Below are 25,080 nucleotides of genomic sequence, written 5' to 3'. Positions count from 1 at the left end.
CAAAGCATGGCTTGGGGATTAGAATGTCGCGCATTCTCTTTTGGTGACAGCGATATGACTGATCAGCGCAAAGGCAGCGATGCCGAACCCACCACTCACTTCGGCTTCAAAAACGTTCCGGAAAGCCAGAAAGCGGAAAAAGTCGCTGAGGTTTTCCACTCGGTGGCCGCCAAGTACGACCTGATGAATGACCTTCTGTCGGGCGGCATGCACCGTCTGTGGAAGCGTTTCGCGATCGAACTGTCGGGCGTGCGCAGCGGTAACCGCGTGCTGGACATCGCCGGCGGTACCGGTGACCTGACCAAAAAATTCTCGCACCTGGTCGGCCCGACCGGTCAGGTGGTCTTGGCCGACATCAACGAATCGATGCTCAAGGTCGGTCGTGACCGCCTGCTGGATCTGGGTGTCGCCGGCAACGTCGAATTCGTTCAGGCAGACGCGGAAAAACTGCCGTTCCCGGACAACCATTTCGATTGCGTGACCATCGCCTTCGGCCTGCGCAACGTGACGCATAAAGAAGACGCCCTGCGTTCGATGCTGCGCGTGCTCAAGCCCGGCGGACGCCTGCTGGTGCTGGAATTCTCCAAGCCGACCAACGCGCTGATGTCGAAAGCCTACGACGCTTACTCGTTCGCCTTCATGCCGCTGATGGGCAAGCTGATCACCAACGACTCGGAAAGTTATCGCTACCTGGCCGAATCGATCCGCATGCATCCGAATCAGGAAACCCTGAAGTCGATGATGGTCGACGCCGGTTTTGACCGCGTGACCTATCACAACATGACCGCAGGCATCGTCGCCCTGCACCGTGGCATCAAGCCCTGATGTTGCTCACCGGGCTGCTCGCCAGCGTTGAACTCGGCCTCAACCGGGTGCTGCGTCTCGACAGCACGGCGTTGCCGCGGTTGGCGCATTTGACCGGCAAGGTGATTGCCGTCGACTGCCGCAGCCCGGCGCTGCAACTGTTCATTCTGCCGAGCGACGAAGGTTTGATGCTGGCCTCGCACTGGGAAACCGCTGTCGACTGCACCCTGCGCGCGCCGGCCTCCAGCCTGATCAAACTGGCCGTGAGCAAAGACAAGACCGCGGTGCTGCACGCCCCGGAAGTCGAGCTCGATGGCGACAGTGGCGTGCTGCTGGAGCTGGCCGGTGTGCTGCAAGACCTAGAGCTGGACTGGGAGTACGAACTCTCGCGCTGGCTCGGCCCGGTCGCCACGCAGCTGATTGGCGGCCACCTGCGCAGCCGCGCGCGCTGGTATCAACAAGGATTTGCCAGCCTCAACCAGAACCTCGCCGAATACCTCGCCGAAGAATCGCGCACCCTCGTCGGGCAGCGCGAAGCCGAAGCGCGGTTCAGCGAACTGGACCGGATCAAACTTGATCTGGAACGTCTCGAGGCGCGTTTCGAGCGCCTTTCCCGATCCCTCGACCCAAGCGATAACGCATGAAGCTGCTCGCCGTCCGCCGTCTGCTGCGCATCCAGTCTGTCGTGATCCGCTACCGCCTCGATGACCTGCTGTTCGATCTGCCTCTGCCCTGGTTCCTCCTGGCGCTGCGCTATGTGCTGCCGTGGCGCTGGTTCCCGCGCAAGCCGCTGGAGCTGAACCGGGGCGCGCGTCTGCGTCTGGCGTTGCAGGATCTCGGGCCGATTTTCATCAAGTTCGGGCAGATCCTTTCGACCCGCCGCGACCTGCTGCCGGAAGACATCGCCGATGAGCTGATGCTGCTGCAGGACCGCGTGCCGCCGTTCGATTCGCAGCTGTCGATCAAACTGATCGAAGAACAGCTGGGCAAAAAAATCAGCGACGTGTTCAGCCGTTTCGACGTTGAGCCGCTGGCTTCGGCATCGGTGGCGCAGGTACATGCCGCGCAGCTGAAAACCGGCGAAGAAGTCGTGGTCAAGGTGATCCGTCCGGGTCTGAAGCCGATCATCGCGCAGGATCTGGCGTGGCTGTTCATCCTCGCCCGCGCCGCTGAAAAACTTTCGGCCGACGCGCGTCTGCTGCACCCGGTCGACGTGGTGCAGGACTACGAAAAAACCATCTACGACGAACTCGATTTGCTGCGCGAGGCGGCCAACGCCAGCCAGTTGAAGCGCAACTTCGAAGGTTCGCCGCTGCTGTATGTGCCGCAAGTCTATTGGGACTGGTGCCGGCCGAAAGTGCTGGTGATGGAGCGCATCTACGGGATTCAGGTCACCGATCTGGCGACCCTCGCCGACCAGCGCACCGACATGAAAATGCTCGCCGAACGCGGTGTCGAGATTTTCTTCACCCAAGTGTTCCGCGACAGTTTCTTCCACGCCGACATGCACCCGGGCAACATCTTCGTCAGCACCGTCAATCCGTGGAGCCCGCAGTACATCGCGATCGACTGCGGCATCGTCGGCAGCCTGACCCCGGAAGACCAGGACTATCTGGCGCGCAACCTGTTCGCCTTCTTCAAGCGTGACTACCGTCGTGTGGCGCAACTGCACATCGATTCGGGCTGGGTGCCGGCGGAAACCAAACTCAACGAATTCGAAGCGGCGATCCGCACCGTGTGCGAACCGATCTTCGAAAAACCGTTAAAAGATATTTCATTTGGCCAGGTGCTGATGCGCCTGTTCCAGACCGCACGACGCTTCAACATGGAAGTGCAGCCGCAACTGGTGCTGCTGCAAAAGACCCTGCTGAACATCGAAGGCCTTGGCCGTCAGTTGTATCCGGATCTGGATCTGTGGAACACCGCGCAGCCGTTCCTCGAACGCTGGATGCGCGAGCGCGTCAGCCCGAAAGCCTTGATCGGCAACGTGCAGAGCCAGTTCGAACAACTGCCGCACCTAGCGAATATGGCACGCGATCTGCTCGAGCGCATGTCGCAACCGCACGCCTATGACCCGCCGCCACCGTGGCACAAACGCAAGGACGACTGGTTCCTGCGCCTGCTCGGTTGCGCGCATCTGGCCGGCGGGGTGATCCTCGCCATCGGTGGCCCGCTGCACGAATTGGGGCATTGGCCGGCGGGAATCATGGTGGCAGTCGGCTTGTATCTGGTCGTTCGCCGATAGCCAGTTTCGTGATCGGCTGGCACACTGTTTCAATGCCTGAACCCGACTATTGAAGTGTGGGGTTCGCTGTCGGAGTCGAAAATGAACAACTGGCTGGACGAGATCAAGTGGGACGCTGATGGCCTGGTGCCGGCGATTGCCCAGGATCACAAGACCGGACGCGTGCTGATGATGGCCTGGATGAACCGCGAAGCGCTCGAACTGACCGCTGCGGAAAACCGTGCAATCTACTGGTCACGTTCCCGTGGCAAGCTGTGGCGCAAGGGCGAAGAGTCCGGCCATGTGCAGACCCTGCATGAGATGCGTCTGGACTGTGACGCCGACGTGATCATCCTGATGGTTGAACAGATCGGCGACATCGCTTGCCATACCGGCCGTCAAAGCTGCTTTTACCGTGTCTTCGAAAACGGCGACTGGAAAACCGTCGACCCGGTCCTGAAAGACCCGCACGCCATCTATTCCGCAGGACACAAACATGAGTGACACCCTGACCCGCCTCGCTCAGGTACTTGAAGAGCGCAAAGGCGCAGCCGCCGACAGCTCCTATGTGGCTAGTCTGTATCACAAGGGTTTGAACAAGATTCTGGAGAAAGTCGGCGAAGAGTCGGTCGAAACCATTATTGCCGCCAAGGACGCCGCCATCAGCGGTGACTGCAGCGACGTGATCTACGAAACCGCCGACCTGTGGTTCCATAGCATGGTCATGCTCGCCCAACTGGGGCAGCATCCGCAGGCCGTGCTGGATGAACTGGATCGTCGCTTCGGCCTGTCCGGACACGTCGAGAAAGCCTCGCGTCCGTCCGCTTGAACAATTTTTAGAGAGGAACAGCAACATGGGCATTTTTGACTGGAAACACTGGATCGTCATTCTGGTTGTCGTGGTGCTGGTGTTCGGCACCAAGAAACTGAAAAACCTCGGCACCGACGTCGGTGAGTCGATCAAGGGCTTCCGCAAAGCCATGAACGACGACGAGAAGCCGGCCGCTGATCCAACCGTAACGCCTGCGCAGCCAGTGCCACCGGTTCAGCCGCAAGCCACCGCTCAGGCCAACCCGCCGCACACCATTGACGTGCAGGCGCAGAAAGTCGAAGAGCCGATCCGCAAAGACGTGTGAGCACTGACTAATGTTTGGTATCAGCTTCTCTGAACTGCTGCTCGTCGGCCTCGTCGCCCTGCTGGTGCTGGGCCCCGAGCGTCTGCCGGGCGCTGCGCGCACCGCTGGCCTGTGGGTCGGACGGCTGAAGCGCAGCTTCAACGCGATCAAACAGGAAGTTGAACGTGAAATCGGTGCCGACGAGATTCGTCGGCAACTGCACAACGAGCACATTCTGTCGCTGGAGCAAGAGGCGCGGAAGATTTTCAATCCGGTTCAACAGGAACCGACGCCGGTTGAGCATGTGGGTCAGCAGACGATTCATGCGCCTGCTCCAACACCAGAACCTGCTGCCGTTGTAGCGCCGACAGAACCAGTGCCCGCTGCTGACACTTCAGTTGAACATGTAGCTCCAACTGCCGCGCCGATCACACCAGCGCCCCAAGACCCTACTCTGCCGCCGCGAGCCCCATGAGCGATCTCCCCGAAAACGACCAGCACATGCCGCTGGTTTCGCACCTCACTGAGTTGCGCACCCGCCTGCTGCGTTGTGTGGCGGCGATCTTCATCATCTTCGCCGGGCTGTTCGCCTTCACCCAGCAGATCTACACCTTCGTCTCGACGCCGCTGCGCCAGTACCTGCCGGTCGGCGCGACGATGATCGCCACCGACGTGTCGTCACCGTTCCTGACGCCGCTGAAGCTGACGATGATGGTCTCGCTGTTCCTCGCGATCCCGGTAATCCTGCATCAGATCTGGGGCTTTATCGCGCCGGGCCTGTACAAGCATGAAAAGCGCATCGCAGTGCCGCTGCTGGTTTCCAGCATCTTACTGTTCTATACCGGCATGGCGTTCGCCTATTACTTCGTGTTCCCGCTGATCTTCAAATTCTTCGCTGCGGCCACCCCGGCCGGAGTGGAAATGATGACCGACATCGCCAGCTACCTTGATTTCGTCATGACGCTGTTCTTTGCCTTCGGCGTGGCGTTCGAGATCCCGGTCGCCGTGGTGCTGCTGGTGTGGATCGGCGTGGTCGACGTGGCCTATCTGAAGAAGATCCGCCCGTACGTGATCATCGGCTGCTTCGTGGTCGGCATGATCCTGACGCCGCCGGACATCTTCTCGCAGACCCTGCTGGCCGTGCCGATGTGGATGCTGTTTGAAATCGGCATTCTGTTCGGTGGCCTGATCAGCAAGCGCGAACGCCCGGACGAGAACCCGGCCGACGACCACAACGACCAGCCGCCAGCGACCCAGGCATGAACCTGCTGTTGCTCGAAGAGGCCGACTTTATCGCGGCCGACCGCGTGGTGCTGCGCGATCGACGCCTGACGCATATGCAGGAAGTTCACCGTTCGGAAGTCGGTGACAGCCTGCGCGTTGGCCGGATCAATGGGCTGATGGGTTCGGCCGAGTTGCTGCGCCTCGAAGCGGGTGAAGCCGAGCTGCGCGTCAGCCTCGATCAGCCGCCACCGGCCAAATTGCCGTTGACCCTCGTGCTTGCGCTGCCGCGGCCGAAGATGCTCCGTCGTGTGTTCCAGACCGTGGCGACCATGGGCGTGCCAAAGTTGATTCTGGTCAACAGCTATCGGGTCGAGAAGAGTTTCTGGCAGACGCCGTTTCTTGAGCCTGAGGCGATTCGTGAGCAACTGATACTCGGCCTCGAACAGGCGCGCGACACCGTGCTGCCGGAAATCATCATCGAAAAGCGCTTCAAGCCTTTCGTTGAAGACCGGCTGCCGGCGATAACCGATGGCACCCTCGGCCTGGTCGGCCATCCCGGCGACTTCCCACCCTGCCCGCGCGCGCTCAGCGAACCGGTGACGCTGGCCATCGGCCCTGAAGGTGGCTGGATCCCCTACGAAATAGATTTGCTGGCCAAGTCCGGCCTGCAACCGGTGCAACTCGGCGAACGCATCCTGCGCGTCGAAACCGCCGTCACCGCCCTCCTCGCCCGGCTCTTCTAACCAAACACAGCTCCCCTGTAGGAGCTGCCGCAGGCTGCGATCTTTTGATGTTGTTTTTAGAAGCAAGATCAAAAGATCGCAGCCTGCGGCAGCTCCTACATTGATACCGTGCGGGTCCGGTGGATAAATGGCGTTACAGATTGCCATCATCCGGCCGATACCTTCTCCATAAGTCCAATTAGTGGTCCGAAGGGAGTGGTCGCATGTACCGTTGGTTAGCCGAGAGTCTTGGAAACGTCAGCGTTAAACGCAAGCTGGGCATCGGTTTCGGCCTGGTGCTGTTGCTGACACTGTTGATCACTTTCACCGGCTGGACCGGCATGAGCGGCATCATCAGCCGCGGTGACAAACTCGGCTTTATCTCCAGCCTCAATGAGCTGACCAAGGACCTGCGCCTGGCGCGCATGGACTACGACATGCGTCGCGGCGAGCAGGGACCGGGCACGGTCAACGAATTCCTGAGCAAACTCGAAAGTGGCCTGCAATCGGCACGCGGCATGATTGAGCAGCCGTCTGATGTGGCGATGGTCGATCAACAATTGGCTGCCGTGGCCGAATACAAGCGTGCCTTCGGCGAAATGACCCAGGCCACCGTGCAGCGTGAAGACGCACGCAGCAAGCTAGGCGCCAATGCCGACAATGCCGTAGCCAAGGTCGGCGAGGTCGAGAGCGCGCTGCTGCAAGGCGACAGCGTCGCGCAATACAACGCGGTGATCGAACTGAGCAAACTGCTGCAGCAAGCGCGATATCAGGTGCGCGGTTACACCTACAGCGGCAAGGCCGATGCCGAGCAACCCGCCCTGATCGCGATCGACAATGCCCTGAAAAACCTCGAAAGTCTGCCGTCCCGCGTCCCAGATCAGCATATCGCCAACCTGCAGCAAGCCACCGACTCGCTCAAGGCTTACCGTGCGGCCGTGGCTCAATTCCGTGATTCTCAAGTAAAAAACGCTGCAGCACTGGTCAACATGTCTGCTCAGGGCGACATTTTGATCGCCGTCAGCAAGAAACTGACTGAATCGCAGACTGTGGTTCGGGACACTGACGCCGCACGTGCCAAAAACCTGCTGCTGATCGCCACCGCTCTGGCCGTGGCCTTCGGCCTGCTGGCCGCCTGGGCAATCACCCGCCAGATCATCATCCCGCTGAACCAGACCCTGAAAGTCGCCGAGCGCGTGGCCGCTGGCGACTTGACCCACAACCTGGTGTCCCTGCGCCGTGACGAACTCGGCCAACTGCAACGCTCGATGCAGAGCATGACTCAGGGCCTGCGTGAACTGGTGGGCGGCATCAGCGATGGCGTCACTCAGATTGCCAGCGCGGCCGAAGAACTCTCGGCCGTGACCGAACAGACCAGCGCCGGGGTCAACAATCAGAAAATCGAGACCGATCAGGTCGCCACCGCCATGAACGAAATGGCCGCCACCGTGCAGGAAGTTGCGCGTAACGCCGAGGAGGCTTCCGAAGCCGCCGTCGCCGCTGACCAACAAGCCCGTGAAGGCGACAAAGTTGTCGGCGAAGCGATCGCGCAGATCGAGCGTCTGGCGGTTGAGGTTGGTCATTCCACCGAGGCCATGGGCGAGCTGAAGCGCGAAAGCGACAAGATCGGCAGCGTCCTCGACGTGATCAAATCCGTGGCCCAACAAACCAACCTGCTGGCCCTCAACGCCGCCATCGAGGCTGCGCGTGCCGGTGAAGCCGGGCGTGGTTTCGCCGTGGTGGCAGACGAAGTGCGCAGCCTCGCGCAGCGCACGCAGAAGTCCACCGAAGAGATCGAAGAGCTGATCGTCGGCCTGCAGAACGGCACCCAGCAAGTCGCAACGATCATGGACAACAGCCGCACCCTCACCGACAGCAGTGTTGAGTTGACCCGTCGCGCCGGTGGTTCGCTGGAAAGCATCACTCGTACCGTGTCGGCGATTCAGGCGATGAACCAGCAGATTGCCGCGGCGGCCGAGCAGCAAAGCGCGGTAGCTGAAGAGATCAACCGTAGCGTGCTGAATGTGCGGGATGTATCGGATCAGACCTCGGCGGCGAGTGAAGAGACCGCGGCTTCCAGCGTTGAGCTGGCGCGCCTTGGCAACCACCTGCAGATGCTGGTGGGCCGATTCAAGGTTTGAAGTGATTCATCCACCTCGGTTCGCCCTGAACCGAGGTGATGCTATTCGCGAGCAGGCTCGCTCCCACATTGGACAACTCGGTCAACTGTGGGAGCGAGCCTGCTCGCGAAGGCGTCCTGAGAGACGCTGAAATTACAGGACCTGGCGCAAGAAAGCCTGAGCGCGCGGATCCTTCGGCGCATCGAAGAACGCTGCCGGCGCGGCATCTTCCAGCAACTTGCCGTGATCAAAGAACAACACCCGATCCGCCACTTCCCGGGCAAAGCCCATCTCGTGGGTCACACAAACCATGGTCATGCCTTCCACGGCCAGGTTCTTCATCACGTCCAGCACCTCACCGACCATTTCCGGGTCGAGGGCCGAGGTCGGCTCATCGAACAACATCACCTTCGGCTCCATCGCCAGCGCCCGGGCGATTGCCACGCGCTGTTGCTGACCGCCGGACAGGCGTGACGGAAACTCGTTGGCCTTCTGTGCAATACCGACCTTTTTCAGCAACTCCATCGCCTTGGCTTCGCGCTCTTTCTTGCCGCGCTTGCGCACGACTTTCTGCGCCAGACAGAGGTTTTCCAGCACGGTCATGTGCGGGAACAGGTTGAAATGCTGAAAGACCATGCCGACTTCGCGACGGTAGGCGTTGACGTCGGTTTTCGGGTCGGCCAGTTGCAGGCCGTCGATGCTTACCGAGCCAGAATCGAATTCTTCCAGGCCATTGAGACAGCGCAGGAAGGTCGATTTTCCGGAACCGGACGGACCGATCACCACCAGCACTTCGCCCTTGGCCACCGTGGTGCTGACGTTATCCACCGCGCGCACTACTTGCCCGCGGGTGTCGAAGACTTTTACCAGATCGCGGACTTCAATCACTTTGCGCGAGCCTCCGCTCAAGCCGGCTGGCGATTTTCGACAGCGGCAGGTTGATCAACAGGTACAGTCCGGCGACGCAGAACAGAATCTCGAACGGCGAGAACGACGTGGTGATGACTTCACGGCCGCTTTTCAGCAGCTCGGTAATGGCGATCACCGACACCAGCGAGGTGTCCTTGACCAGACTGATGAACTGCCCGGCCAATGGCGGCAGCACGCGTTTGAACGCTTGCGGCAGCACCACGTGGCGCATCGACTGGCCCGCGCTCAAGCCGAGCGAGCGCGCTGCTTCGTTCTGGCCACGGGCGATCGATTGCACGCCGGAACGGATGATCTCAGCCACGTAGGCGCCAGTGAACAGCGACAGCGCGGCGATCCCGGCAAATTCGCGGGACAGGTTCATCACCGTGCCGATAAAGAAATAGAAAATGAAGATCTGCACCAGCAGTGGTGTGCCGCGTACCAGTTCGACGTAGATCGTCGAGAGGTCGCGCAAGGTCGGGTTGCTCGACAGACGGCACAGGCCGGTGACCAGACCAATCAACAGACCGAGTACACCAGAGACCACTGACAGCCAAAGCGTCGTCCACAGGCCCCACAACAGCGGTCCTGCCGCCCAATGCCGGGTCACGCCCACGACATCACCTTCGGCCACATCGTCGCCCTGAGCGAATTGCAGGCTGTTCTCGTCGACGGTCAGGTGCTGCTCGTCACCGGCGTCGTTGCGCAGGGTGACTTGCGCGCTGCTGCCCTTGCGCACGAGTTCGGTGACGGTGGAGATGTCAGTGGCGCGCTGGGTTTCTTCGGCCTGATAGGCGAAGTACTGCGGCACGCGGTTCCAGCGCCATTCGTAGGACATCAGCGACGTCGCGTAATACAACGCGCCCGCGAGGCCGACCAGCACCAGCACGGTGAGGACGTGCCAGGGCCATTGGGCTTTTTTCTGTTTCATTGCAGGTTCCGGAATTGGTGTTGCTTACAAGGCCCTCTTCGCGAGCAGGCTCGCTCCCACATTGGAATGCATTTCAAATGTGGGAGCGAGCCTGCTCGCGAAAGGGGCGACGCGGTCTGGCAGACCGGCGTTATTCCATGTCCTTGAGCCACTCGGTGCTCTTGAACCACTTGTCATGGATGCGATCGTAAGTGCCGTCTTCGTGGATCTGGTGCAGGAAGTTGTTGATGAAGTTGAGGCTGTCGTAGTCACCCTTCTTCAGACCGAAGGCCAAAGGCTCGTAGGTGAACGGCTTGTCGAGGAACACCAGTTTGCCGGCGCCGACCTTGGTCACCGCGACAACGTTGTACGGCGCGTCGTAGATAAAGGCGTCAGCCTTGCCGTTGACCACGTCGAGCACGGCTTCCTGCTCGTTGTCGTAGCCGTGGTACTTGGCTTTGGAGATCAGCTTCTTGGCGACCATCTCACCGGTGGTGCCGAGCTTGGAGGTGATGCGGTAGTCGGCGGTGTTCAGGTCTTTGTACGACTTGATGGTGCCTTCCAGCTCTTTGCGGATCAGCAGGGTCTGGCCGACCACGATGAACGGTTCGCTGAAGTTCAGGCGCAGGTTGCGTTCCTGAGTCAGGGTCATGCCGCTGCCGATCATGTCGAACTTGTCGGTCATCAGCGCCGGAATGATGCCGTCGTAACCGGTGGAAACCAGCTCCAGCTTGACGCCCATGGCCTTGGACATGGCTTTGAGGATGTCGACTTCGAAACCGATGATTTCGCCGCGCTTGTTGGTCATTTCGAACGGCATGTAGGTCGGATCCATACCGACTTTCAACGTGCCGCGCTTGACCGCGTCATCGATTGCGCCAGCCTGCGCCGCATTGACTGCAACCAGTGCCGTGACGCCGACCAGCAGCATCGACAGATACTTCTTCATCTTCAAGTCCCCAAAACCATTGCGTGTGCGGCGCGAAAACCAACAGAGACAGGCAAAAAAGCCCGGGTGCGCCAATTCGGGGACGGATGCTAACGCACTCGTTTTTTTGCACAAGGTTTAATGGACGATTTGTTTAACAATCAAGAGCTACCCCCTCACCCCAACCCTCTCCCCCAAGGGGGCGAGGGGGAAAGGGAGCAGATCGGGGAATATTCAAAACTTGAGTTCGACTCGATATCTCAGGTCGGTGTAACTCGAACATCCAACTCGGTCAGTCCCCTCTCCCTCCGGGAGAGGGCTAGGGTGAGGGCTTTTCAGCAGGTCAAAAAAAACCCCGCAACATCGCGGGGTTTCTTTATCAGGCCGGTTGCGCCTGCAGGCTCACCGGTCGCAGCGGCAGCAACGGTGCATGCGGATCGGCCTTCACCGACGCCCGCCACGCATCCAGCCACTCGGCGTGACCTTCGGCCCAAACCTGCTCATGCAGACGCGCCAGCGCCACAGGGTCGCTCAGCAGTTGCAAGCGATCATGATTATTCAGCCCGGCCGGGCCAACCTTGATCGCGTGACGCACACGTTCCTGACGCAGCCACTCGATCGGCTCGGCCTGACCGTGACGCGAGGTCGCCAGCGAGCACGCCAAAGCGTTCTGCTGTGGGTCGACCACCGCGCGGACAAAGCCGTCGTTGAGGGCGTGGTAACGATTTTCGTGGGTGTACTGGTCAGTCGCCAGCAGCGCCTGTGGCGGATTGTATTCCTCAGGAATGAGGAACAGGCTCTCGTCACGAGACTTCAGGCCCAGACCAACGCGGCTGGAAATCACCGACACCGGAATCGACAGCATCAGCGAACCGACGATCGGCACCAGCCACCAGAGGAAGCTCGGGTTCAGCCAGATCACCAGCAGCGCCCAGCAGAAACCCAGCAGGGTCTGCGGACCGTGGCGTTTGACCGCCTCGCTCCAAGGCGTCGAGTCGTCGTCACGCTGCGGCGAGTTCCAGGTCGCGGCCCAGCCAAGGAATGCAGCGAGGACGAAACGGGTGTGGAAAATCATCCGCACCGGCGCCAGCAGCATGGAGAACAGCATCTCCAGCAACATCGACAGGGTCACCTTGAACTTGCCACCGAACTCTTTCGCGCCCTTGGCCCAGATCAGGATGATGCTCAACAGCTTCGGCAGGAACAGCAGCACGATGGTCGTCGAGAACAGCGCGATTGCCTTGTCCGGGTGCCATTGCGGCCACAGCGGATAGAGCTGACGCGGTTCAAGGAAGTACTGCGGCTCCATCAGCGTGTTCACCGCCAGCAGCGCGGTCGACAACACCAGAAAGAAGAACCACAACGGCGCCGACAGGTACGACATCACGCCGGTGAGGAACACCGCACGGTGCACCGGGTGCATGCCTTTGACCAGGAACAGACGGAAGTTCATCAGGTTGCCGTGGCACCAGCGACGGTCACGCTTGAGTTCGTCGAGCAGGTTCGGCGGCAATTCTTCGTAGCTGCCCGGCAAGTCATAGGCAATCCACACGCCCCAACCGGCACGGCGCATCAGCGCGGCTTCAACGAAGTCGTGAGACAGAATCGCACCGGAGAAAGCACCTTTACCCGGCAACGGCGCCAAGGCGCAGTGGTCGATAAACGGCTTCATGCGGATGATCGCGTTGTGCCCCCAGTAGTGGGATTCACCCAACTGCCAGAAGTGCAGACCGGCGGTAAACAGCGGGCCGTAAACACGGGTCGCAAACTGCTGCATACGCGCATACAGCGTATCCATACCCGACGCACGCGGCGCGGTCTGGATAATCCCGGCGTCCGGCGTGGCTTCCATCAAGCGCACCAGACTGGTCAGGCACTCGCCGCTCATCACCGAGTCGGCGTCGAGCACGACCATGTACTTGTAGTCACCGCCCCAACGACGGCAGAAGTCGTCGAGGTTGCCGCTCTTGCGTTTCACCCGACGACGACGGCGGCGGTAGAAGATCTTGCCGAAGCCTTTGGCTTCGCGGCAGACGTCCAGCCAGGCCTGTTGCTCGGCCACACAGATGTCGGTGTCGTTACTGTCGCTGAGAACGAAGAAGTCGAAACGATCCAGATCACCGGTGGCAGCCACCGACTCGAACGTAGCGCGCAAACCGGCGAACACGCGCGGCACGTCTTCGTTGCAGATCGGCATGACCAGCGCGGTACGCGCGTCTTTGGCAATCGGCTCGTTGCCGGCGCTTTTGCCGGAGATACGGTATTTATCATGACCGGTGAGCAACTCGAGAAAGCCCATCAACGCGGTCCAGAAACCGGCCGATACCCAGCAGAACAAAATTCCGAACAGAATCAGGATGCTGGTTTGCAGCGCATACGGCAGCACTTGCGTGGCGGTTTGCAGCAGCGGCTGGTGCAGGACTTCTTCCAGATCAACGAACGACCAGCCCTGGTACGGCATGATGCCTTTCATGTACCAGCCGGCGACGATGGTCTGGCCGAGCATCAGCAGCAACAGAATGTAGCGACGAATCGAACCAACGGTGCGCCAGCGCGCGGCCGGCAAGACATTTTCGTCTTTCGGCGGTTGCGGCGGGTTGGTGCGGCCGGTCATACGGCGCCAGCCGCGCACCAGAATATTGGTGCGCCACGGCTCCGGCACGACCTTGGTCCGACGGATCGGCGGCGTCGCCTTCATGCTGACGCGACCACTGGCGTCGAGCACCAGCATCTCCGCGTCTTCAAGTTCTTCGGCGGTGCTCAGAGTCAGGCGCTTGCCCACCGAAGCCTGGGCGGCTTCGGCAGGGGCGTCGAACGTCGAGGACGACAGGCGTTCATGCAGCTCGCTGAACGACTGGCAGCCCGCGAGTTCCGCGCGCTGCTCGTCGGTCATCGGCAGATGCGCCAGATACTCGGACAAAGTCTCTGGCTGTACTTGAGAGTTACTCATCGGCAGGCAACTGATAGCTCCAGGTCTCGGTCAGGACTTCTTCAGTCGGCGCCGATTCCGGTGTGGCTGGGGCCGCGTCGGCAGCAACTGGCTGCTTGGCGTCTTTGTTGGCCTTGTCCTTGGCATCTGCAGCTGGCTTGGCGTCGGCCTGTTTGGCCTCGGCTGCCTTGGCTTCCTTGTCGATTTTCTCTTGTTGCTTGGCGGCAACCTTGTCGGCCTTGGCAACGGACGAGTTGGACGCCGGCACCGAAGACTTGGCCAGATCAGCCGTGACGACTGGCTGCACCAGAGCGGCACGCATCTCGGTCGACTTGCTCGCGTCCTTGATCTTCATCCGCAGGGTCAAGCGCCAGCCTTTGGTTTCCGGGTTGTAGCGCACGCTGTTCTCAACCAGTTCGGCGTTGTCGCCGACACTGACCTGACTGCGCACGTCGGCATCCGGTGCCAGGGCGGCCAGCGATGGACCTTCGAAGTCGACCAGATAAGCAACGCTGCCATCCGGCTGACGGATCAGGTTCGATTGCTTGACGTCACCGGTCGAACGCAGAGTCTGCGAAACCCAGGCGCTGTCCGGCGCGTGAATCGCCGCTTCGTCCATGGTCCAGTGCATGCGGTAAGCGAAGTCCAGCGGCTGACCCGGCTCCGGCATTTTTTCCGGGCTCCAGAACGCAACGATGTTGTCGTTGGTTTCATCGGCAGTCGGAATCTCTACCAGATCAACGGTGCCCTTGCCCCACTCGCCCTTCGGCTCGATCCAGGCGCTTGGGCGCTTGTCGTAGCGGTCGTCGAGGTCTTCGTAGTGGCTGAAGTCGCGGCCACGTTGCAGCAGACCGAAACCACGCGGGTTCTCGACGCTGAAGTTGCTCACGGCCAAGTGTTTCGGGTTGTTCAGTGGACGCCAGATCCACTCGCCGTTGCCGGCATGGATCGACAGCCCGCTGGAGTCATGCAGTTCACGACGGTAGTTGAGGACTTTCGACGGCTGGTTGGCGCCGAACAGGAACATGCTGGTCAGCGGCGCGATGCCCAGTTTGCCAACCTTGTCACGCAGGAACATCTGCGCTTTGACGTCGACAATGGTGTCGCTGCCCGGACGCAGGATCAGACGGTAGGCACCGGTAGCACGCGGCGAATCCAGCAGGGCGAAGATCACCAGGTGCTTGTCGCCCGGCTTCGGCTGTTGAATCCAGAACTCGCGGAAACGCGGGAATTCTTCACCCGACGGCAGCGCGGTATCAATCGCCAGACCACGGGCCGAGAGGCCGTAGGTGTGGCCCTTGCCGACAACGCGGAAGTAACTCGCGCCGAGCATGGTCATGATTTCGTCTTGCTTGTCGGCCTTGTTGATCGGGTAAAGCACACGGAAACCGGCATAACCCAGTTGTTCGGTGGCTTTCGGATCGAATTTCAGATCGCCGAAATCGAAGCGAGTCGGATCGTATTTGATCTCTTCGACGGTGTTCGCCGTGATTTCGTTGATTTTCACCGGCGTATCGAAGTGCATACCCTGGTGATAGAAAGACAATTTGAACGGGGTCTTCTGATCAGCCCACTCAGCCTTTTCGGTGAGGAAGCGGATTTTCTGATAATCCGCGAACTTCATGTCGCGGAATTCGTTCGGCAGGTTGCTGCGCGGGGCTTCGAATTTCTGCCCGGCCAGTTCTTTAGCCTTCGCCGATACATCGTCAAGATTGAACGCCCAAAGCTGGCCGGCGCTGAGCAGGCACAGGAGCGCCGAACCCGCTACCAGGGCACTTCGCATGCGTTTGGCAGACATTTTTGCTGCATTACAGGGACTAACAATCACGAGCAACCCTCGCCGAAAACAGATCAAAAAACCAACGGCCAGATGAAGTGCCTGTGAGGCTTTCGGCAGTGAAAAACCGACCTTCCAGAGCACCCTTGCCAAGTTGGCGAGCATTGTTCCGACTCCGCAAGGGCAAAATGATTCCCCAATCGGATCCGGACAAGTCTCTACCTAAGTGAAAATGGATCAGCGAACGCTGATCCCAGTGCGCGCGATTATCTAGTAGCCCGCATGACAACGCATCAGGGGTAACAAAGTATTTATCGCGAAAACACCCTAAAAACAGTCGAAATTTCCCAAAAAGGTGTTTCAAGCGCTTTCAGGTCTGTAACAAAAAGGTAACCGGGCCATCGTTGACCAAATGCACCTGCATATCGGCGCCGAATCTACCTGATGCCACAGTGCCATGCACCTGTTTCGCACTGCTTAATAGATAGTCGAACAATTCCTCGCCCAAGGCCGGAGGCGCCGCCGTCGAAAAGCTCGGGCGCAACCCGCTTTTGGTGTCGGCAGCGAGGGTAAACTGAGAGACCAGCAGCAACCCACCGCCCACATCGGCGAGGGACAAGTTCATCTTGCCCTCCGCATCACTGAATACCCGATAGTTAAGCAGCTTATGCAGAAGTTTGTCGGCGCTGGTACGCGTGTCGTCGGGTTCGACCGCCACCAGCACCAGCAAACCGTGATCTACCGCGCCAACTACTTCGCCAGCCACTTCAACCCGCGCACCGCGAACGCGCTGTAAAAGCCCCTTCATGCTTCTTCTGGCGGCAGGTCGAGCAGGCGCCGGGCCATGTTGCCCGCGGCGCGCACCAGTGCATCGGTGATGCCCGGTTCAGAGGCCGCGTGGCCGGCATCGCGGATCACCTGCAGTTCGCTGTTCGGCCAGGCCTGATGCAATTCCCAAGCGTTGTCGAGCGGGCAGATCACGTCATAACGGCCGTGAATGATCACCCCCGGCAGATGAGCGATCTTGCCCATGTCGCGAATCAGCTGGTTCGGCTCAAGGAAAGCATTGTTGGTGAAGTAGTGGCATTCGATCCGCGCAATCGACAGCGCGCGCTGCGGCTCGGAGAAGCGATCGACCACCAGAGGATTCGGCCGCAGGGTCGCGGTGCGCCCTTCCCAGGTCGACCAGGCTTTGGCCGCGTGCATCTGCGCAATCTGGTCGTTGCCGGTCAGGCGTTTGTGGAAAGCGCTGAGCAGGTCGTCGCGCTCGTCCAGCGGAATCGGCGCGATGTAGTCCTGCCAGTAATCAGGAAACAGACGGCTGGCGCCGGCCTGATAGAACCACTCGATTTCCTGCGGACGGCAGAGAAAGATCCCTCGCAAGATCAAGCCGTGAACACGCTCCGGGTGGGTTTGCGCGTAAGCCAGCGCCAGGGTCGAACCCCACGAGCCGCCAAACAGCACCCATTTGTCGATGCCCAAGTGTTTGCGGATGCGCTCAAGGTCGGCGACCAGATCCCAGGTGGTGTTGTTTTCCAGGCTGGCGTGCGGCGTGGAGCGCCCGCAACCGCGCTGGTCAAAGGTGACAATGCGATACAGGTTCGGATCGAAATAGCGACGGCTCTGTGCGTCGCAACCGGCGCCGGGGCCGCCATGAATGAACACAACCGGCAAACCCTCCGGTGAACCGCTTTCGTCGACGTACAGCGTATGGGTGTCATCGACAGCCAGATCGTGCCGGGCGTGAGGTTTGATCTGCGGAAACAAAGTCTGCATTGCGCGCTCCGTAAGGGGTCGAGGTCATCCCTGGGGGGACTTCTATTATTCTGCCGTTGGGCATCATAAACCCGATTTACGTCAATGAGCATGCCTGTGCGCTGTCGCAATTTTTCTGCTGCATACAAAACTTGTGGGAGCGAGCTTGCTCGCGAAAGCGGCGGATCAGTCGAATTTGATGTCGACTGACACGACGTCTTCGCGAGCAAGCTCGTTCCCACCGGGGACTGCGTAATTATTTGCGGTAGTGTTTTTGACCCCAGGCCAGATAGCCCTGCAGCAATTGCTTGAGCACCACGCGCGTTGGCTCGGCGAGGTCGGCGCGATAGCGGAACGGTTCGAACTCTTCCATGTAGGTGCACTGGCCCAGTTCCAGTTGCACGGCGTGGATGTTTTCGACCGGGTTGCCGTAATGACGGGTGATGTGGCCGCCCTTGAAGCGTCCATTGAGCACGTGGGTGTATTTGTCGTGGCGCGCGCAGATCGCCTCCAGTTGCGTGGCCAATTGCGGATCACAACTGGCGCCATTGAAGGTGCCGAGGTTGAAATCCGGCAGTTTGCCGTCGAACAGGTGCGGGATGATCGAGCGGATCGAATGCGCATCGAACAGCAGTGCGTAACCGAACTCGGCTTTCAGCCGCGCCAGCTCTTCCTGAAGCGTGCGGTGATACGGCGTCCAGATCTGCTCCAGATAAGTCGCGCGTTCTTCTTTCGACGGCTCCAACCCTTCCTTGAACAAAGGAATGCCATCGAACAACGTCGCCGGATACAGCCCGGTGGTTGCACCGGCGTACAACGGTTTGTCGTCGGACGGCCGGTTCAAATCGATGACAAACCGTGAGTACTCTGCGGCCAACGTGCTGGCGCCCAGTTCTTCGGCGAAATCGTACAGCTGGGGGATATGCCAGTCGGTGTCCGGCAGGCTTTTCGCGTCGGGGATCAACCCGGCTTCCACCGCCGGGGTCAGGCGCACACCGGCATGCGGCATGCTGATCAGCAGCGGCACGCGACCTCGTTTGAAGCTCAGAACCTTATCCACAACCGTTCTCCTACAGACTTGATTCGACGCCGTGACGCACGACGCGCTTGTCCAGATCACCGCCGAGCCAATAGGCCAGATCCGCCGGGCGATCGATGTGCCAGGCAACAAAATCCGCGACCTTGCCGACTTCCAGCGAACCGTGGGTATCCGCCATGCCCAGCGCTTGCGCAGCGTGAATCGTCGCGCCGGCCAAGGCTTCTTCCGGGGTCATGCGGAAGCAGGTGCAGGCCATGTTCAACATCAGGCGCAATGACAGAGCCGGCGAAGTGCCGGGGTTGAGGTCGCTGGCGATGGCGATTTTCACCTTGTGCTTGCGCAGGGCGTCCATTGGCGGCAATTGGGTCTCACGCAGGAAGTAGAACGCGCCCGGCAGCAGCACGGCGACAGTGTCGGACTCAGCCATGGCGATAGCGTCGGCCTCGTCCATGAATTCCAAGTGATCGGCGGACAACGCCTTATAGCGCGCGGCGAGGCTGGAGCCATGCAGCGACGACAGTTGTTCGGCATGCAGCTTCACTGGCAGACCGAGTTTTTGCGCGGCGATGAACACGCGCTCGACTTGCTCTGGCGAGAACGCCAGGTATTCGCAAAAGGCATCCACGGCATCGACCAGTCCTTCGGCAGCCAGCGCGGGAAGCATCTCGCTGCAGACCAAATCGATGTAGTCGTCGGCGCGATCTTTGTATTCCGGCGGTAATGCATGGGCGGCCAGGCAGGTGCTGCGCACGCTGATCGGCAGCTCTTTTTCCAAGCGACGGATGACGCGGAGGATTTTGCGTTCGTTGACCAGATCGAGGCCGTAACCGGACTTCATTTCAACCGTGGTCACGCCGTCGCGCATCAGGCTTTTCAAGCGTTTGGCGGCGCTGGCGAACAGCTCGTCTTCAGTGGCCTCGCGCGTCGCGCGCACGGTGCTGGCGATGCCGCCGCCGGATGATGCGATTTCCGCATAGCTGACGCCTTGCAGACGCTTTTCGAATTCGCCGCTGCGGTTGCCGCCGAACACGGTGTGGGTGTGGCAGTCGATCAGGCCGGGGGTGACCCATGCGCCTTGCAGGTCGTTGACCGCCGGGTATTCGCCAGAGGGCAATTGATTGCGCGGGCCGATCCACTCGATGAGCGCACCGGACGTCACGATGGCCGCATCCTCGATGATCGAGTAGACGCCCTGCGCCATGGTTGCGACGTGGCAGTGTTGCCAGAGGGTTTTCACTGTTGGCCTCCGTTGGGGTTGGTTTGGTGGGTGACCTCTGAAAAGCCCCTCACCCTAGCCCTCTCCCGGCGGGAGAGGGGACTGACCGGGTTGTTCTGTCGAGTTACACCGACCTGAAAGGTTTGAGCCGAACTCAGGTTCTGAAACCATAAAGAGCTGCTCCCTTCCCTCTATCACTCCTGAGAGAAGCAGACTGACCGGGTTGTTCTGTCCAGTACATCGACCTGAAAGTCTTGAGCCGAACTCAGGCTTCGAAAACGATGAAGATCGACTCCCTTCCCCCTCTCCCCCTTGGGGGAGAGGGCTGGGGTGAGGGGGATCGATGTCCTGAACAACAAATATCCCCCAGACAGTCCACTTACAAACTAGGCAAAAGCTTCGCCGAAACCAGCTCGGTCAGGCAGCGCGAAGCCAACAATTCAGTCGCCGCATTGATGTCCGGCGCAAAGAAGCGGTCCTTCTCATAGAACGGCACTTCCTTACGCAGAATCGCCCGCGCCTGTTCCAGCTTCGCCGAGGTCTTCAGACCGTTGCGAAGATCCAGGCCCTGCACCGCCGCCAGCCATTCCACCGCGAGAATCCCGCGGGTGTTTTCAGCCATTTCCCACAGACGCTTGCCGGCCGCCGGGGCCATCGACACGTGATCTTCCTGGTTGGCCGACGTCGGCAGGCTGTCGACCGAATGCGGATGCGACAGCGCCTTGTTTTCGCTGGCCAAAGCAGCAGCGGTCACTTGGGCGATCATGAAACCGGAGTTGACTCCGCCGTTGGCGACGAGGAACGGCGGCAGTTGCGACATGTGCTTGTCCATCATCAGCGAAATGCGGCGTTCGCTCAGCGAGCCGATCTCGGCGATGGCCAGCGCCATGTTGTCTGCGGCCATGGCCACGGGTTCGGCGTGGAAGTTACCGCCAGAAATCACGTCACCTTCAGCGGCGAAGACCAACGGGTTGTCGGACACGGCGTTGGCTTCAACGGCCAGCACTTCAGCGGCCTGACGGAACTGGGTCAGACAAGCGCCCATGACTTGCGGCTGGCAACGCAGCGAATACGGATCCTGGACCTTTTCGCAGTTCTGGTGCGAGTCGGAGACTTCGCTGCGCTCACCGAGCAGATCGCGGTAAGCGGCAGCAGCGTCGATCTGACCTTTCTGGCCGCGAGCCGCATGAATGCGTGCATCGAACGGCGAGCGCGAACCCAATACCGCTTCAACCGTCAGACCGCCCAGCGCGAGCGCGCCGGCAAACAGGTCCTCACCTTCGAACAAACCACGCAGAGCAAACGCGGTAGAAACCTGAGTCCCGTTGAGCAGCGCCAGACCTTCTTTAGCCGCTAAAGTCAGCGGCGTCAGGCCAGCAACTTTCAGCGCTTCAACGGCTTCCATCCACTCGCCCTTGTAACGCGCCTTGCCTTCGCCCAGCAGCACCAGCGACATGTGCGCTAAGGGTGCCAAATCGCCCGAAGCGCCGACCGAACCTTTCAATGGAATGTGCGGGTAGACCTCGGCATTGATCAGCGCAATCAGTGCATCAATCACCACGCGACGAATGCCGGAAAAACCACGGCTGAGGCTGTTGACCTTGAGCACCATGATCAGCCGCACCAGCTCATCGCTGATCGGCTGACCCACGCCCGCAGCGTGGGACAACACCAGCGAGCGCTGCAGGTTTTCCAGGTCTTCGCTGGCAATGCGGGTCGAGGCCAGCAGGCCGAAACCGGTATTGATGCCGTAGGCAGTGCGATTCTCGGCGAGGATCTGCTCGACGCAGGCGACGCTGGCTTCGATCTGCTCGGAGGCACTGTTGTCGAGGCTCAGCTTGACCGGGTTCTGGTAGACGTCACGCAGTTGGGCCAGGCTCAGTTGGCCGGGAATCAGGTTCAGCGCAGTCATTTAAATGCTCCTTTTGAGAGTTTGTTATTAACTTGCCATTCGCTCCGGAGCATTCCGTTATCCGTCGCTTTCAGCCTTGTGGGCATCCGGCGCCTTGGCACGCTGGCAGGGTAGTTTTTCAGTGCAAATTCGATAGAACGTTGTCCAGCAGATTCGGATTTTTCAAAACGTTTGCGGCGGCGGCGATATCCGGCGCCAGCCAGCGATCCTGATCGTAGGCCGGAACCGTTTCGCGCAGCAGTCGCCACGCACGGTCAGTGCCCACGCCAAAGCGCTGTTCCTTGAGGAATTCAAATGCCTGCGCCGCCAGCAGATACTCGATGGCGAGGATCTGCGTGCAGTTTTCCAACGCGCGATGCAGCTTCAGCGCAGCGTTGGTACCCATGCTCAAATGGTCTTCCTGCAGGCCCGAGGTGATGTAGTTGTCGAGCACCGCCGGTTGCGCCAATTGGCGGTTTTCCGCACACAGCGATGCGGCGACGTATTGCACGATCATCATCCCGGAGTTCACCCCCGGATTGGCCACCAGAAACGCCGGCAGACCGCTGACGTGCGGGTTCACCAAACGGTCAAGGCGACGCTCGGCAATCGAGCCGATTTCGGCCATGGCAATCGCCAGCAGATCGGCTGCCATTGCCACCGACTGACCGTGCGGGTTGGCTTGCGACATGACGCGGAAATTGTCCGGTGTGCCGAGCAACAGTGGGTTGTCGGTGCAGCCGTTGAGCTCGGCCTCGACCTGCTTGATCGCATGCTCCAGTTGATCGCGCGCGGCGCCATGCACCTGCGGAATCGAACGAATGCTCAGCGCATCCTGAGTACGAATGCCTTTGCTCGAGGCGATCACTTCGCTGCCATCGAGCAACGCACGCAAATTGATCCCGACTTGCTGCATTCCCGGGTGTGGTTTCAGCGCGATGATCTCGGCATCGAACGCGTCGATCTGGCCGCGCTGCGCTTCGAAACTCATGGCGCCGATGACGTCGGCCCACTGCACCAGCCGCGTCGCGTCGGCAATCGCCAGACAGCTGAGGCCGGTCATGCACGGCGTGCCGTTGACCAGACACAAACCGTCCTTCGCGCCGAGTTGCACTGGCTCAAGACCTTCCTCGGCCAACGCCTGTTGAGCCGAAATAACCTGCCCGCGATAACTGACATTGCCGACGCCGAGCAACGCGATGCCGATGTGCGCCATGTGCGTCAGGTAGCCGACCGAACCTTGCGACGGCACCTGCGGGGTGATGCCGCGATTGAGCAGCGCCAGCAGCGCTTCGACGACACGGCGATGAATGCCGGATTTGCCGTGGCTGTAGTTGTGGATCGCCGCGCAGATGATCGCGCGGGTCTGCTCGTCGGCGAGCACCGGGCCGACGCCGCAGGCATGGCTGAGCAAGGTGTTGCGCGAGAGCTGGCTGAGTTGTTCGTCTTGCAGCGAGACGTTGGACAAACCGCCCAGACCAGTGTTGACGCCATAGGCACGTTCGCCGCTTTCGACGATGCGCTGGACGATGCCTTGGGCGTTTTCGATGCGCGCCCAAGTGTCGCTGGACAACTCGAGAAGCGCACCGTGACGGGCGACGGCGACCACGTCCTGCCAACGCAGAGGGGCGTCGGTGATAACGATTTTTTCAGCCTGGGACATCTAAAACCTCAACCGTAATATTGATGCAGCTCTGCCGGCCCCTTCGCGAGCAAGCTCGCTCCCACAGGAGACCGCATTCCAATGTGGGAGCGAGCTTGCTCGCGAAGGGGCCGGCAGCCTCACCGCAAGTCTGTTAAACCACCGCCGCACGCCGCTGCACGAACCGGTCAACATACTCATCCGCCGGCGAATGCAGAATCTCGCGTGGCGTGCCGACCTGAATCAACTTCCCATCCTTGAGAATCGCAATGCGGTTACCAATACGCACCGCCTCATCAAGGTCGTGGGTGATAAACACGATGGTCTTGTGCAGGGTCTTTTGCAGCTCCAGCAACTGGTCCTGCATCTCCGCGCGGATCAGCGGATCCAGCGCACTGAACGCTTCGTCCATGAGGATGATGTCGGTGTCCGCCGCCAAGGCGCGGGCCAGGCCGACACGCTGGCGCATGCCGCCGGAGAGCTGGTGCGGGTATTTGTTTTCGTAGCCCTTCAGGCCCACGGTATTGATCCAGTGCAACGCGCGTTCCGAGCACATCTGCTTGCTCTCGCCACGGACTTTCAAGCCGTAGGCGACATTGTCGAGCACAGTCTTGTGCGGCAACAGGCCGAAGCTCTGGAACACCATGCTGATCTTGTGCCGGCGAAATTCGCGCAGGGCATCCATGTCGTATTGCAGGATGTCGACGCCATCGACGAGGATCGCGCCGCTGGTCGGGTCGATCAGCCGGTTGAAGTGGCGCACCAGCGTCGATTTGCCCGAGCCCGACAGGCCCATGATCACGAAGATCTCGCCAGTGCCGATGCTCAGAGACAGGTCGTTAACGCCGACCACACAACCGGTCTCACTCAGCACCTGATCCTTGGTCTTGCCCTGGCCGACCATGGCCAGGGCATCTTTGGCACGGTTGCCGAAAATCTTGAAGACGTTTTTGACTTCGATCTTGCTCACGGTTGCGTTGCTCATTTGCTCACCTCATGCCGTGGCCGACCGTACGCCTGAGTAATGCGGTCGATGACCACTGCGAGAATCACGATCGCCAGACCAGCCTCGAGGCCACGTCCGACGTTGAGGGTCTGAATCCCCACCAGCACATCTTCACCAAGCCCCCGGGCGCCGATCATCGAGGCGATCACCACCATCGACAGGGCCATCATGGTGGTCTGGTTGATCCCGGCCATGATGCTCGGCAGGGCCAGCGGCAGTTGCACGCCGAACAGCTGCTGCCAGCGATTGGCGCCGAACGCATTGATGGCTTCCATCACTTCGCCGTCGACCTGGCGGATACCCAGATCGGTCAGACGAATCAGCGGCGGCGCGGCATAGATAACGGTAGCGAAAATCGCCGGCACCTTGCCCAGACCGAACAGCATCAGCACCGGGATCAGGTACACGAAACTCGGCATGGTCTGCATGATGTCGAGCAGCGGCATCAGCACCGAACGCAGGCGATTGCTGCGCGCCGAGAGAATCCCCAGCGGAATGCCGATCAGCACCGAAATGATCGTCGCAACCATCATCAGCGCCAGCGTCTGCATAAGCTTGTCCCACAGGCCAACGGCGCCGACGAGGAACAGCAGACCGACGATGACTGCCGTGGTCACGACTTTACGCGTGGCGTGCCAGGCAACCACACCAACGATCGCCAGCATCAACCACCACGGCGCCGCACGCAGCAGGCCTTCTAGGTTGACGATGGCCCACAACAGGGTGTCGGAGATGTGGCGGAACACATCACCGTAGTTGGTAACCAGCGAATCGACCCAACCGTTGACCCAGTCGGCGATGGAAAAGGTAAAGCTTTCGGGAAACATAAGCGGCTCTCAATCAGCAATCTCAATCAAGCGTTTACGGCA

23 protein-coding genes and 1 pseudogene are annotated in these 25,080 nt (G+C 60.3%); 11 read left to right on the top strand and 13 right to left on the bottom strand.

The annotated features are described in order from the left end of the window. The first annotated feature begins 54 nt into the window (after window positions 1-54). The 11 genes and pseudogenes from ubiE (at window position 55) to ACRRSD_RS17290 (ending at window position 8,230) form a co-directional block, all read left to right on the top strand. Window positions 55-825 (top strand): bifunctional demethylmenaquinone methyltransferase/2-methoxy-6-polyprenyl-1,4-benzoquinol methylase UbiE, encoded by a 771-nt coding sequence (gene ubiE / locus ACRRSD_RS17340; protein ID WP_008080626.1) that lies wholly within the window; start codon window positions 55-57, stop codon window positions 823-825. After that, window positions 825-1,448, top strand: a complete 624-nt coding sequence (locus ACRRSD_RS17335; protein WP_123592979.1) for a ubiquinone biosynthesis accessory factor UbiJ — start codon at window positions 825-827, stop codon at window positions 1,446-1,448. The genes ubiE and ACRRSD_RS17335 overlap by 1 nt, the downstream gene beginning before the upstream one ends. Then, the gene (ubiB, locus tag ACRRSD_RS17330; protein WP_435034406.1) at window positions 1,445-3,049 is read left to right on the top strand and encodes a ubiquinone biosynthesis regulatory protein kinase UbiB; all 1,605 of its coding nucleotides are present in this window, start codon (window positions 1,445-1,447) and stop codon (window positions 3,047-3,049) included. The genes ACRRSD_RS17335 and ubiB overlap by 4 nt, the downstream gene beginning before the upstream one ends. 81 nt (window positions 3,050-3,130) lie before the next feature. Next, entirely contained in the window at window positions 3,131-3,532 is a 402-nt protein-coding gene (gene hisI, locus ACRRSD_RS17325) for a phosphoribosyl-AMP cyclohydrolase (protein WP_064117075.1), read from the top strand. Beyond that, a complete protein-coding gene (locus ACRRSD_RS17320) occupies window positions 3,525-3,857 on the top strand; it encodes a phosphoribosyl-ATP diphosphatase (RefSeq protein ID WP_003220849.1) in 333 nt (110 codons plus the stop codon). Before hisI ends, ACRRSD_RS17320 begins: the two co-directional genes overlap by 8 nt. 25 nt (window positions 3,858-3,882) lie before the next feature. Then, window positions 3,883-4,164, top strand: coding sequence for a twin-arginine translocase TatA/TatE family subunit (locus ACRRSD_RS17315; RefSeq protein ID WP_003220847.1), 282 nt, complete (start codon window positions 3,883-3,885; stop codon window positions 4,162-4,164). A gap of 10 nt (window positions 4,165-4,174) precedes the next feature. Then, window positions 4,175-4,618, top strand: a complete 444-nt coding sequence (gene tatB / locus ACRRSD_RS17310; RefSeq protein ID WP_435034405.1) for a Sec-independent protein translocase protein TatB — start codon at window positions 4,175-4,177, stop codon at window positions 4,616-4,618. Beyond that, window positions 4,615-5,406, top strand: a complete 792-nt coding sequence (gene tatC / locus ACRRSD_RS17305) for a twin-arginine translocase subunit TatC (RefSeq protein ID WP_007909342.1) — start codon at window positions 4,615-4,617, stop codon at window positions 5,404-5,406. Before tatB ends, tatC begins: the two co-directional genes overlap by 4 nt. After that, window positions 5,403-6,110 (top strand): 16S rRNA (uracil(1498)-N(3))-methyltransferase, encoded by a 708-nt coding sequence (locus ACRRSD_RS17300; protein ID WP_435034404.1) that lies wholly within the window; start codon window positions 5,403-5,405, stop codon window positions 6,108-6,110. The genes tatC and ACRRSD_RS17300 overlap by 4 nt, the downstream gene beginning before the upstream one ends. 203 nt (window positions 6,111-6,313) lie before the next feature. Beyond that, window positions 6,314-7,375 (top strand): annotated as a pseudogene (locus tag ACRRSD_RS17295) (methyl-accepting chemotaxis protein); the annotation flags it as partial. Next, window positions 7,358-8,230 (top strand): methyl-accepting chemotaxis protein, encoded by an 873-nt coding sequence (locus tag ACRRSD_RS17290; protein ID WP_435038515.1) that lies wholly within the window; start codon window positions 7,358-7,360, stop codon window positions 8,228-8,230. The pseudogene ACRRSD_RS17295 and the gene ACRRSD_RS17290, both read left to right, overlap by 18 nt. 132 nt (window positions 8,231-8,362) lie before the next feature. Here the strand turns inward: ACRRSD_RS17290 and ACRRSD_RS17285 are convergent, their stop codons facing one another. From ACRRSD_RS17285 to ACRRSD_RS17225, 13 genes are all read right to left on the bottom strand, one after another. Then, window positions 8,363-9,097 carry an ATP-binding cassette domain-containing protein gene (locus tag ACRRSD_RS17285; protein ID WP_016984608.1) on the bottom strand — a complete coding sequence of 245 codons (735 nt, stop codon included), beginning with the start codon at window positions 9,095-9,097 and terminating at the stop codon, window positions 8,363-8,365. Next, window positions 9,090-10,049: an amino acid ABC transporter permease gene (locus ACRRSD_RS17280; RefSeq protein WP_134178401.1), complete on the bottom strand. Its 960-nt coding sequence runs from the start codon at window positions 10,047-10,049 to the stop codon at window positions 9,090-9,092. Before ACRRSD_RS17280 ends, ACRRSD_RS17285 begins: the two co-directional genes overlap by 8 nt. A gap of 130 nt (window positions 10,050-10,179) precedes the next feature. Beyond that, window positions 10,180-10,977: a transporter substrate-binding domain-containing protein gene (locus tag ACRRSD_RS17275; protein WP_034152980.1), complete on the bottom strand. Its 798-nt coding sequence runs from the start codon at window positions 10,975-10,977 to the stop codon at window positions 10,180-10,182. 358 nt (window positions 10,978-11,335) lie between these two features. Next, complete coding sequence (gene mdoH, locus ACRRSD_RS17270; RefSeq protein ID WP_095120741.1) at window positions 11,336-13,906, bottom strand: glucans biosynthesis glucosyltransferase MdoH; 2,571 nt, start codon at window positions 13,904-13,906, stop codon at window positions 11,336-11,338. Continuing rightward, complete coding sequence (locus tag ACRRSD_RS17265; protein ID WP_435034403.1) at window positions 13,899-15,683, bottom strand: glucan biosynthesis protein G; 1,785 nt, start codon at window positions 15,681-15,683, stop codon at window positions 13,899-13,901. Before ACRRSD_RS17265 ends, mdoH begins: the two co-directional genes overlap by 8 nt. Before the next feature lie 349 nt (window positions 15,684-16,032). Then, complete coding sequence (gene dtd / locus ACRRSD_RS17260) at window positions 16,033-16,470, bottom strand: D-aminoacyl-tRNA deacylase (protein ID WP_007909321.1); 438 nt, start codon at window positions 16,468-16,470, stop codon at window positions 16,033-16,035. Further along, complete coding sequence (gene pip / locus ACRRSD_RS17255; RefSeq protein ID WP_008080611.1) at window positions 16,467-17,438, bottom strand: prolyl aminopeptidase; 972 nt, start codon at window positions 17,436-17,438, stop codon at window positions 16,467-16,469. The genes dtd and pip overlap by 4 nt, the downstream gene beginning before the upstream one ends. 235 nt (window positions 17,439-17,673) lie before the next feature. Then, window positions 17,674-18,477 (bottom strand): N-formylglutamate deformylase, encoded by an 804-nt coding sequence (hutG, locus tag ACRRSD_RS17250; RefSeq protein WP_435034402.1) that lies wholly within the window; start codon window positions 18,475-18,477, stop codon window positions 17,674-17,676. Window positions 18,478-18,487: 10 nt separating this feature from the next. After that, a complete protein-coding gene (gene hutI, locus ACRRSD_RS17245) occupies window positions 18,488-19,693 on the bottom strand; it encodes an imidazolonepropionase (RefSeq protein WP_435034401.1) in 1,206 nt (401 codons plus the stop codon). Between the two features lie 358 nt (window positions 19,694-20,051). Next, window positions 20,052-21,584, bottom strand: a complete 1,533-nt coding sequence (gene hutH / locus ACRRSD_RS17240) for a histidine ammonia-lyase (RefSeq protein ID WP_435034400.1) — start codon at window positions 21,582-21,584, stop codon at window positions 20,052-20,054. A 118-nt stretch (window positions 21,585-21,702) separates the two neighbouring features. Beyond that, window positions 21,703-23,226 (bottom strand): histidine ammonia-lyase, encoded by a 1,524-nt coding sequence (hutH, locus tag ACRRSD_RS17235; RefSeq protein ID WP_435034399.1) that lies wholly within the window; start codon window positions 23,224-23,226, stop codon window positions 21,703-21,705. Window positions 23,227-23,359: 133 nt separating this feature from the next. Further along, complete coding sequence (locus tag ACRRSD_RS17230; RefSeq protein WP_077570367.1) at window positions 23,360-24,190, bottom strand: quaternary amine ABC transporter ATP-binding protein; 831 nt, start codon at window positions 24,188-24,190, stop codon at window positions 23,360-23,362. Next, window positions 24,187-25,038 (bottom strand): ABC transporter permease, encoded by an 852-nt coding sequence (locus tag ACRRSD_RS17225; RefSeq protein ID WP_007949591.1) that lies wholly within the window; start codon window positions 25,036-25,038, stop codon window positions 24,187-24,189. The genes ACRRSD_RS17230 and ACRRSD_RS17225 overlap by 4 nt, the downstream gene beginning before the upstream one ends. Window positions 25,039-25,080: the final 42 nt, after the last annotated feature.

The sequence above is a fragment of the Pseudomonas neuropathica genome, from assembly GCF_051174785.1.
Taxonomy (GTDB): Bacteria; Pseudomonadota; Gammaproteobacteria; order Pseudomonadales; family Pseudomonadaceae; genus Aquipseudomonas; species Aquipseudomonas neuropathica_A.
This window is presented reverse-complemented; position numbering and strand designations above follow the sequence as displayed.